The following is a 9,983-nucleotide window of genomic DNA, read 5'->3' as shown; positions in this document are numbered from 1 at the left end:
GAGGGGAGCAAGAGGGGTGGGTGCAGCAGCCAATGTTAGCGACAGCTATGCGAAGCAAAACGTCAACCCACCGAGGAGCTTAGGCTCGGTAGGAATCCCCGTGCCTTCAGGCCGGGGAGGATGTCAATCAATATACAAAATTAGATCGGCAGGTTTGGCAGCTCTCAAATCATGGGTAATTAGGGTTTGCGCTCAAAAGTCTTATGGGTTAAGGTAGGAGACAGGAGACAGGAGGAACGGGGAATGTAGAGGAGGTAGGAGCGGGCGTTTTGTCCCTTAATTTTTCTGCCCAACTCTTGCACAAAATGCTAGTTTTTTGAGCTTTCTTGAGCGAAAACAGGCGCACTTTTTTCAACCTAAAACAGCTAAAATCTTTACATATCAATGCTTTGATATTTAATCAGCAAGCCCTAATTAAAAAAGTGGTGCAATTTTCAGTTAATCGTGCCAAAGCTTCACTTACTTCCCACTCATTTTCATTGTCTAATACCAAGCGTGATAAATGTTTGTTACAAATGGTAGAAGTAAGAAAGAAGGAAGAGGGAAGAAGGAAGAAGGGATAAATATTGAAAAAAAGGGAAATAAAGATAGATATAACTATCTCAAATGAACTGGAGCAGCTATTTTTAAGCATATCCGAGCAATATCTACTTTTTTGTAGCATTCTTTTTTCAAATTGGTATAAACCTACTGTTGGCTCATCTAATACAACTATTGGTGCTTGTCGCACGATCGCTCTGGCGATCGCTATTCTTTGACGTTGCCCTCCAGATAAGGTTGCACCACGTTCCCCCACAACTGTATCGTATCCATTGGGTAATTCCATAATAAAATTGTGAGCATTTGCCAACTTAGCAGCAGTAATAATATCTGCCTCTGTAGCTTCCAAACAACCATAGGCAATATTATTGCTCACACTAACAGCAAATAATACACTATCTTACAAAACTATACTAAATCGAGTCACTAATTCAATGGCAATTGCACTCCCCAAAGAATGACCGTATACAATAATATTATGGGGGCAATCTGTTGCTTTTGGGTTAAATAAAGCCAACTGGCTTCTGCATCTTCATACAATTGAATTTCATCAGGAAACTTTCCTTGACTTTTGCCATACCCTCGATAGTCAATGAGCAATATAGAAACCCCTAAGCGGTCGAAAAAAAGAGCTTTATCTAATAAATCGCCTAGATTACTGCTATTACCATGAAAGTATAAAATCGTTGGACAATTAGCACAATTCCCAGCAATCCACCAACCGTTTAATTTCCCATTATCCATCGGAATCCAGACTTCCTCATAACTTAAATTAACCGCTTTGGGTGTCTGATGAATGATAGAAGAAGGAAAGAACATCAAACGAGTTTGTCCACTTCTTAACCCCATTAATAATCCGCAGTAAATAAGTCCAAAAAGACTCAATAAAAACCAATATTTGTTAATAAGTGCGAAAATTATGTGCTTCATTATTATCTTGAATCACAAAAGAAATAATGCTATGATATCTAATACCAAGCGTGATAAATGTTTGCTACAAATAGCTAGGGTATTTCTTAGAATTTCCGTTTGTCATGCTCCGCAAACATAATCCAGAATTCAGGAGTCATAATTAATAGATTTAATACCTGTTTTCAGGTCGTAAATTCTCTTTTTTGTCAAAGGGACATTTCCTACAAAATCTTTTTATTGCACTTATTATTCGTAACATTCTTTTTTCAAATTGGTATAATAAATATATCAAGCGACAGATGGCAGAATTATACAACTATCTATGATAATGATACCAAAATCACTTTATAAATGGCAATTTAACTTTCTCATTTTAAGTATTGTCAGTACGCTTTTAATAGCTTTACCTGCTTATAGTGCCGAAAAAATTACACTAATTTATGCCATTTTTCACAATTCTATTCCTGTTAAATCTTTAGAAGAATTTTCTCAAAACGGAACAGTCGATAAACATTTATCAGTTTATTTTAATTTTTTAAATCCCAAACAACAAGATCAATTTAGAGCATTTTTAAACAATCGTTACTCCGTTCAAACCTCTGCATTAAATCAATTAGGGCAAAGTTATGCAGGGAAGCAATTATTAACTGTATTAGGAAAAGGAATTAAAATTCCAGGAGGTAAAAATGGTGATGATGCCATTCGAGATTCTATTATACAGGCTTCAACAACACCTGAAGGGGTCAGTCTTATTAATGTTATTCGCCACTTTCCTGCTGATATGCAAGTAGATGTTAATTATTTTTTACAATCAATTAACTATATTACTACCCTGGCTCAAAAGACACAAACTTTTATCAAATATTTACCAACATCAGCAAAAAATAAGTCTACTTCAGTTACAACAAATTTGCCTAATTTGGCTCAAGAAAAACTCCTTCCATCTCAGATTAATAAAAGAATTTTATCTTTATATGATACATCGCGCGATCGCCAATTAAAGGTTGCTTTTTATTTGCCTCGAACAACACAAAAAAATTTACCTGTCATTATTATTTCTAATGGTTTGGGAGCTAGGTTAGAGCGATTTGACCAATTAGCTAATCATTTAGCTTCCTATGGATTTTCTGTTATTATTCCAGACCATCCCCAGAGCAATCATCAAAGAAAAATAGCCTTTTATAAAGGATTATATTCTGACCCCTTTAATGCTACTGAATTTATCGATCGCCCTTTGGATATTACCTTTATTTTAGACCGCTTTGAAGAATTAAATCAAACTCAATTTAATCAAAAGCTTAACTTGAAAAAAGTCGGTATTTTTGGTTATTCTTTTGGTGGAGCAACTGCTTTTGCTTTAGGGGGTGCAAAAATTAATTTTAAACAACTGAAAAAAGATTGCCAATCCCCAAATGGATTTCATAATATTTCTATTTTGTACCAATGTCGGGCTTTAGAATTACCGCCAAAATCTTATGATTTAAAAGATAATCGCATTCAAGCCATTTTTGCCTTTTTTCCTTTTTGTCGTAGTCTTTATGGTGCATCTGAAATGAATCAGGTTAATGTTCCTGTTTTGTGGCAAGCAACTGACACAGATTTTATTACCCCTTTATTAACTGAACAAGTTTTCCCTTTTTCTTGGTTAAAATCTTCTGAGAAGTATCTAGCCATTTCTGAAAAACTTCCCCATAGTCGTTCCATTTTAAAAGCCATGAGTCAATTGAGTAATCAAAATATTACAGAGGAACAAGTGGTTGAAGCAACTCGCTATTATCTGAATATATTAACTGTTGCTTTTTTTAATGTTTATATTGCCGAAGATGACTTTTATCGTTCCTATTTAAACCCTGATTATACTTTATCTATAAGTAAAGCTCCCTTCAAATTGCATTTAATACAAAATATTAATTTTATCTACCAATCAAAATTATTTAAGTTTTTCAAATGACCGAAAAAAAATCCTCAATAGCCTCCTCTTTTTAGGTAAGCATTTCCTACGGAATGCTACGCAAACGTAAGCATTCAGCTATTAGCCATCAGCTATCAGCAATAATGGGACTTAAACAAAATAGAGCCAGAAAATAGGCTCAAATATAGACGGACAAAGGCTTTTACGTCAAAAAGGTATAAATCCGTATGGAAGCACGGGTTCTAGCCATTTTTAGGGCATCGACGTAATTCCCTTGTCTAGAGTGGCTTTGACGCATTTTTTCGACCAGAAAATGTTTAAGTACCAATAAGACCTTGCGCTTAAGGACGAGGTTTAAATGAATGTAGACTTTGGAGCTGACTTTTAGCCAGATTTTTCTAGCTTAATTAAATATTGCTTTTATCACTCACTAAAAGCAATAGCTGATAGCTGATAGCTGACGGCTGAATGCTTACACGCAAACAGCTTTTTAATAAATTATATTATGTTCCCCCTCCGGGGATATTATGTTCCCCCTCCGGGGGAGCTACGCTAACGGTAGAACAGTTATAATTAGGCTCGTAGTTGGGCTTTAGCCCTAATACCAATTTGAAAAAAGAATGCTATAAAAAGTGCCTCTCGATCGAATATGCTTAAAAATAGCGGCTATCCTTCATTATAGATAGTTATATCTATTGTTTTTACCTTTTTTTCAATATTTACTCCTTCTTCTTTCTTACTTCTACTATTTTTAACAAACACTTATCAAATTGGTATAATATTTATTAATGGATAATTGATAATGGATAATTGATAATTACCTCTGGTTAAAACCGCTCTTGATTGAATATAAGGAGATATTATTTCTTCTCTTGGTCGATTGGATATGGTTAGGAAACCCATCCATCCCTCGACCGCTTTTTTTACCCTTAAAAGGGGGAGGCTTTAAACCAGAATTATTTAATTATTAATCAGGACTTACGCAAGGACACTATATATAGTGTCTACTAATTTAGGCGATCGCTATAATTTTCCAAGCGATCGCTTGAATAAAAAAATCATCATAACTTATATTAAAGAGACACTAATATAGTTAATTTTCACGGGTTAAAAATGTTGCTAACTGTAAATAAAATTTGCCACAATACTCTAATTATGAGAAAATAATATTAGTTAATTTGAGCTAGCTATATGAATTTTAACTATATTGATCCCATACCAATATTTACTCAATTCTCATACAAATTATACTATCACGCTCTTTAGCAAATCACCTAGAAAATATTAGCCATGATAGGATAAATCGTTATTTAAAAATTGAAAATTTTGATGACCAGGACTTAGGTCGAAATGTTAAAGAAGAAATTGTAACTAATACACTTATGTTATTTAATCTTTGATGATACAGTTCTCAACAAAGAACATAGTAATAAAATTGAGTTAGTTAGGAGACAGAGAGCGTGGTAATGAACATAAAGTAGTTTGCGCTCCGCAAGGCTACGCCAACGTGGTATAGGGATAGTAAATTGTATATATTTCAATCCAAAAATCGAACAATTTTGGCACTCTTGATTATCGCGCTTTATGACCCAGATACCGATAAAAAGACCAAAATAGATCATGTAGAAGAAATGATTTTATGTCTGGTAAACCGGAAAAAAATACCATTTAAAACTGTGTTAATGGATAGTTGGTACGCAACTAAAAGGTTAATGGGATTGATAGATAATATGGGAAAAATATATTACTGTCCCTTAAAAATAAATCGCCTAGTAGATGATACTGGAGGTGTAGAAAAATATCAAAAAATAGGAGAATTATATTGGGATGAATCAGAAAAAATATCAGGTAAAATAATTAAAATTAAAGGTCTTCCAAGGGATAAGAAAGTCAAGGTCCATACGGGCAACTATTTCTACCAATAGGACAGAATATATTGTAACTAATGACTTAAGTCAATCTTCGTATTTATGCTGTAGATATGAAGTCTCAGAGTAGATGGAAGATAGAAGAGTTTCACACCAGAATCAAGCAATTAAAGGCAAGCGAATTTTGGATTGGGTCGTATTAGTCAAATTCAAAAAAATCATATAGCTTGTGCCATGTTAGTCTGGAATTTTTTAATGCATATTAGCAGTTAAAATAGGAAAAACTATCTATCAAGTCAAACATGAATTACTAGGCGTGATTATCTTCTCCAAGAACTGAAAAATCCCACAATAAAGTTCAGGGGTATTTTGATTTTATAGGTATTTTTTACTATTGTTTGAAAAATGGCAAAAATCTTGAGGCGATCGCTCGAAAAATTATAGCGATCGCCTAAATTAGTAGACACCATATATAGTGTCCTTGCGTAAGTCCTGATTAATAATTAATAATTAATAATTCGGTAAGTATTTTCTGGGCTAAAGCCCAACTACAAACAAACATTTTATTATAAGTAATTATCCGCAATTCGTAGCTCCCCCGGAGGGAGAACATGATATTAAGTAAACATTGGTTTACCGATGGGGTTTTATACCCTTGTCCCCTAAAGATTACGGGCAGAGAGAGGACAAGAGGAACAATTCCCTTCTGCCTCCTGCCTTCTGCCTTCTGCCTTTCCTGATAACTGAAATGACTCAAAATTTCCTCGCTTTTACTAAAAAATCGCCCAAAAATTATTTAACATTTATTCTTATTATTATTCTTTTTTTAGGGGTTTATTGTAGAATCGCTAATCTAGACAGTAAAATTTATTGGATTGATGAAGTTGCTACATCATTAAGAGTTGCTGGATTTACAAAACAAGAAGTGACGCAGGAAATTTTCAATAAAGGTTTGATTCCTATTAGCGAGTTACAAAATTATCAGAAAATTACCAATCAAAAAACTTTTAAACATACCATTAAAGCTTTTATTCAAAGTCCTGAACATACTCCCCTTTATTTTATCTTAGCTCGAATATGGACAAGTGTTTTTGGCAGTTCCATTAGCGCAATTAGAAGTCTATCCGTGCTATTTAGTTTATTAACTTTGCCCTTAATTTATCGATTATGTCAAATCTTATTTCAGCCTGCTAAAACAGGATGGATTGCTGTTAGTCTTCTCTCCCTTTCTCCTTTATATGTCACCTATGCTCAAGAAGCACGTCCTTATAGTCTATTGGTTTGCATAATTCTCTTATCTCAAATTACTTTATATCAAGAATTACGTTCCCATTCTTGGTTTAATTGGTTTAGTTATACGATTAGTTTAATTCTCAGCATTTATACATCTTTGTTATCTATTTTAGTTATTATTGCTCAAAGTTTATACGTTATAGTCATTGATTATTCTCAAAAAAAATCAAAAATGAACGAAGGCAGGAGCCATAATTCCCTTCTGCCTTCTTCCTCCTGCCCTCTGCCTTTCCTGATAATTTATCAATTGACTGCTGTGATTATTGCATTTATCGCTTTTAGTCCTTGGTTAATTATTATGGTGCAAAATTGGCAACTCTTACAAGATAATACTACTTGGATGAATGTTTTTTTACATCCCTTGGTAATGATAGCTATTTGGTTTTATAGTCTAGCAACAATTTTTATTGAAACACCTATTTATCTTGGCTGGAATTGGTTAATAATAACGCGATTAATTATTGATATTCACTTATTTATAATAATCTTTTATTCTTTTTATTTTTTCTACAAGAAGACTGACAAAACTATTGGATTATTTATTTTATTACAAATATTTATTCCCTTACTAATTATGAGAGGAAGCGATCTAATTTTCGGCGGGCAAAGTTCAACTGCGATTAGATATATGATGCCGAATTATGTCTTGATTCATCTCACAGTTGCCTATTTATTTTCTGAGAAAATTCAGACTTTCTCTAAGATTTTTTTGCCATCTATTAAACCTTGGATAATTATTTTGTCTCTGGTTTTATTTATTGAAACTTTCTCCTGTTTTTCAATATTAGATAAGTCACCTCAATATCAGAAAACTCGCAATTTTCATAATCCAGCGATCGCGAATATTATTAATCATAACCCAGATTCAATTTTATTGACTGAACCGCTTCATGTATTTGATGCCATTTCTCTAAGTTATATACTTAATTCATCCATTCAATTTCAGTTAGTTTCGCATCTTTCTCATTTATCATTTTTTGCTGCTGATAAAACTATTTATCTTTTAAATCCTTCTGAAGATTTTATTTCACAAATTCAGCAAAGTTCAAGGGATATAACCTTAGAAAAAATCTATCAACCAGAATTATTAACTGATGGAGAAATTCATTTAACACTTTGGAAGTTAAGTTGATAATCTAACTGCGGATTTGACATCCTCCCCGGCCTAAAGGCGCGGGGATTCCTACCGAGCCGTAACTCCTCGGCGGGTTTTTGATGCGCCTACAATAATTGGGGTTTTCGGATTGTCTCGTCTGTGTCTCTTTCCTAGTCAGTTATCAGCTTTTTCAGTTAAAATCATTGGTTTAGTAGGGTGCGTTAATGAAATGTAACGCACCGCCTATCCCAACTACTTACACAGGCAAACCCAGAAACCTGATTTCTCCTATAAACCAGGTTTCTTTGGAATTATGAAATGCCAGCTATTGCTCTGACAGACTAGGAGATATAGAATATTCTAGTCCGAGGGCGATCGCTATGAACCAGGCTATTGCCTAACATCAATCTTCAAGAATAAAGAGATTATCAAAATAATTATTATTACCCCATTGAAAGAGCAAGACACAGATTTTGGCACGGATGTACGGATAATATCATGTTATTTTAAGTGTTGTAGCCTGGATTTTAATTGTTCGATTATTTCATCAATAGTAGACAGACTTATTAGATTTATCTTTTACTGAGTAGATCTTAAAATATAATAACTATTAAGGAGGCAAAAATTAATTGTACCTTATGATAAATATACTGTAATTTTGAATCTAAAAAAAAGTGTCAAATGTAGAATTAGGAGTTTATAAATCATGCAAATTAAAATTAATTTACCAGATAAGTTAACCGAAAAAGTTGGAGGTAAATGGGAGAATTTACAACAAAAGATTATTGCTAATCTTGCACTAGATGCTTTTCGAGAAGGATTAATTGATTTTGATGAATTAAAAGAACTGCTCAATTTTTTCTCTGATACCGAGCTTCTGGAATTTTTCAAACAAAATAATATGCTTCATTCTCAGGGAATACTTAATTTATATGGTACTTGTGCCGAGCTTGATTTAATAGAAGATAACCAAGGAATTTGTGACGAGATGGATGATGATTTAGTTCGAGCTTTTAATGAGTAATAATTCTTTAATTTATTTATTAGATACAAATGTTTGTATTATGTATCTGAAGGGAAAATCTCAAAATATTAAGAGCCGTATCGATAACTTAGAAGCTGAAAAAATAGCCGTTTGTTCTGTAGTCAAAGCATAACTATTTTATGGAGCTATGGGAAGTAATAATCCTCAAAGAAGTTTGAATCTGCAAAAATGATTTATATCGTAGTTTGTATCTTTGCCCTTTAATGATTTTTGTGCTGAAATTTATGGTAAAATTAGGGCTGATTTAGCTAAAGCTGGAACGCCTATTAGTTCAAATTATCTTTTAATTGCCTCTATTGCTTTGGCAAATAATTTAATATTAGTGACTCATAATTTAAGAGAATTTAGCCGAATTGAAGGGTTAACAATTGAAGACTGGGAAGCAGAATAATCATTTATCAGTTATCAGCCTTTTCAGTTAGCAGTTATTAGTCTTTTCAGTGAACAGTTATCAGTTTTTAGCTTTTTCCAGAGTTTATGGATATAAATAGTAGAGCATTTATTTTTTAGTTTTTAGCTTTTTATTTTTAGTCTTCAGCTAAAGGAATATTTATTATCTAAACAACTGTTAAGAAGTGGAACATCTATCTATATGGAGCAAATATAGCAGAAGCAAATGGAGGAATATCTCAAGCTGACTTTAGAGCAAAAATGTCTATTGAAGAAAAAGCCTTTGAAAGTATCCATCAGGATGCAGATGAGATTAGCAAAATCTTATTTTCCATCATCAAAAAAACTGAAAAGGCTGATAACTGAAAAGGCTGATAACTGAAAAAAAAGCTGATAACTGAAAAGGCTGATAACTGATAACTGATAACTGTTCACTGAAAAAAGGCTGAGGTTATTGTCAGTTAAGCTACTCAGAGCGAATAAATATTTTTTTGTGACGAACGAGCCTGCCTCTGAAACCAGACTACCTCTTAATTTGTCTGTAGGGTTGCCTTGCAGTGGCTGGATCAAGATTGAATTGAGTGTCTATAAATTGCACTGGATGATAAGTATTAATCCACAGATGAGCGCCACATTTTGCTGGTTTATAAGGTCGATAGACGATTTGGCAAGGACCTGAAATATATAAGTCATAACCATAATAGTTGTGTTCGTTGTGCTTGAGTGACACTACTGGTTCTAATTTCTCTGGAGCCTTACCCTTATTACTTATAATCTTCTTTTGATTAACGTGAATCATTTGAGGTACAGTGGTTTCCCGATGGTGCCAGATACCTTTCGGACCGCGCCGAGCCGGAATTATTCTAGGCATCCCACTCTCAGAAACTGGAATTTCCCAGAATCTGCCTTTTTTTTCAGCTCCTTTGG

Annotated in this window: 9 protein-coding genes and 1 pseudogene; 6 read left to right on the top strand and 4 right to left on the bottom strand. The window is 33.6% G+C overall.

The genetic code is table 11. The annotated features are described in order from the left end of the window. A partial coding sequence (locus tag F6K54_RS32285; protein WP_293087152.1) for a hypothetical protein occupies positions 1-217 on the top strand: 217 nt, incomplete at its 5' end. 183 nt (positions 218-400) lie between these two features. On the opposite strand, the gene F6K54_RS32280 is transcribed toward F6K54_RS32285, so the two are convergent. Further along, positions 401-916: an ATP-binding cassette domain-containing protein gene (locus F6K54_RS32280; RefSeq protein ID WP_293087149.1), complete on the bottom strand. Its 516-nt coding sequence runs from the start codon at positions 914-916 to the stop codon at positions 401-403. Positions 917-966: 50 nt separating this feature from the next. Beyond that, on the bottom strand, positions 967-1,389 hold the full coding sequence (locus F6K54_RS32275) for an alpha/beta hydrolase (RefSeq protein ID WP_293087147.1): 423 nt from the start codon (positions 1,387-1,389) through the stop codon (positions 967-969). Positions 1,390-1,774: 385 nt separating this feature from the next. Between F6K54_RS32275 and F6K54_RS32270 the strand changes: the two genes are divergently transcribed. Together F6K54_RS32270 and F6K54_RS43900 are read left to right on the top strand one after the other, a co-directional pair. Continuing rightward, positions 1,775-3,403: an alpha/beta hydrolase gene (locus F6K54_RS32270; RefSeq protein ID WP_293087144.1), complete on the top strand. Its 1,629-nt coding sequence runs from the start codon at positions 1,775-1,777 to the stop codon at positions 3,401-3,403. A 1,156-nt stretch (positions 3,404-4,559) separates the two neighbouring features. Then, a pseudogene (locus F6K54_RS43900) lies at positions 4,560-5,613 on the top strand (IS701 family transposase). On the opposite strand, the gene F6K54_RS32260 reads toward F6K54_RS43900, so the two are convergent. Continuing rightward, positions 5,553-5,702 (bottom strand): hypothetical protein, encoded by a 150-nt coding sequence (locus tag F6K54_RS32260; RefSeq protein ID WP_293087140.1) that lies wholly within the window; start codon positions 5,700-5,702, stop codon positions 5,553-5,555. The pseudogene F6K54_RS43900 and the gene F6K54_RS32260 sit on opposite strands and share 61 nt — an antisense overlap. A gap of 278 nt (positions 5,703-5,980) precedes the next feature. Between F6K54_RS32260 and F6K54_RS32255 the strand changes: the two genes are divergently transcribed. The 3 genes from F6K54_RS32255 to F6K54_RS32245 all read left to right on the top strand — a co-directional run bounded on the left by F6K54_RS32255 (position 5,981) and on the right by F6K54_RS32245 (position 9,057). Beyond that, the gene (locus tag F6K54_RS32255) at positions 5,981-7,657 is read left to right on the top strand and encodes a glycosyltransferase family 39 protein (RefSeq protein ID WP_293087137.1); all 1,677 of its coding nucleotides are present in this window, start codon (positions 5,981-5,983) and stop codon (positions 7,655-7,657) included. A gap of 670 nt (positions 7,658-8,327) precedes the next feature. Next, positions 8,328-8,645, top strand: a complete 318-nt coding sequence (locus F6K54_RS32250; protein WP_293087135.1) for a hypothetical protein — start codon at positions 8,328-8,330, stop codon at positions 8,643-8,645. Positions 8,646-8,859: 214 nt separating this feature from the next. Next, the gene (locus tag F6K54_RS32245) at positions 8,860-9,057 is read left to right on the top strand and encodes a twitching motility protein PilT (RefSeq protein WP_293087132.1); all 198 of its coding nucleotides are present in this window, start codon (positions 8,860-8,862) and stop codon (positions 9,055-9,057) included. 522 nt (positions 9,058-9,579) lie between these two features. On the opposite strand, the gene F6K54_RS32240 is transcribed toward F6K54_RS32245, so the two are convergent. Continuing rightward, the coding region (locus F6K54_RS32240; RefSeq protein WP_293087129.1) for a hypothetical protein at positions 9,580-9,983 on the bottom strand (404 nt) is incomplete at its 5' end.

Source organism: Okeania sp. SIO3B5, assembly GCF_010692555.1.
In the GTDB taxonomy this organism is placed as follows: domain Bacteria; phylum Cyanobacteriota; class Cyanobacteriia; order Cyanobacteriales; family Microcoleaceae; genus Okeania.
This window is presented reverse-complemented; position numbering and strand designations above follow the sequence as displayed.

What these genes read in the sequence shown, in the direction of transcription:
- F6K54_RS32250 (WP_293087135.1), top strand. Translation starts at nt 8,328, where the DNA reads ATGCAAATTAAAATTAATTTACCAGATAAGTTAACCGAAAAAGTTGGA.
- F6K54_RS32275 (WP_293087147.1), bottom strand. Translation starts at nt 1,389, where the DNA reads ATGGGGTTAAGAAGTGGACAAACTCGTTTGATGTTCTTTCCTTCTTCT.
- F6K54_RS32260 (WP_293087140.1), bottom strand. Translation starts at nt 5,702, where the DNA reads ATGGTGTCTACTAATTTAGGCGATCGCTATAATTTTTCGAGCGATCGC.
- F6K54_RS32255 (WP_293087137.1), top strand. Translation starts at nt 5,981, where the DNA reads ATGACTCAAAATTTCCTCGCTTTTACTAAAAAATCGCCCAAAAATTAT.
- F6K54_RS32270 (WP_293087144.1), top strand. Translation starts at nt 1,775, where the DNA reads ATGATAATGATACCAAAATCACTTTATAAATGGCAATTTAACTTTCTC.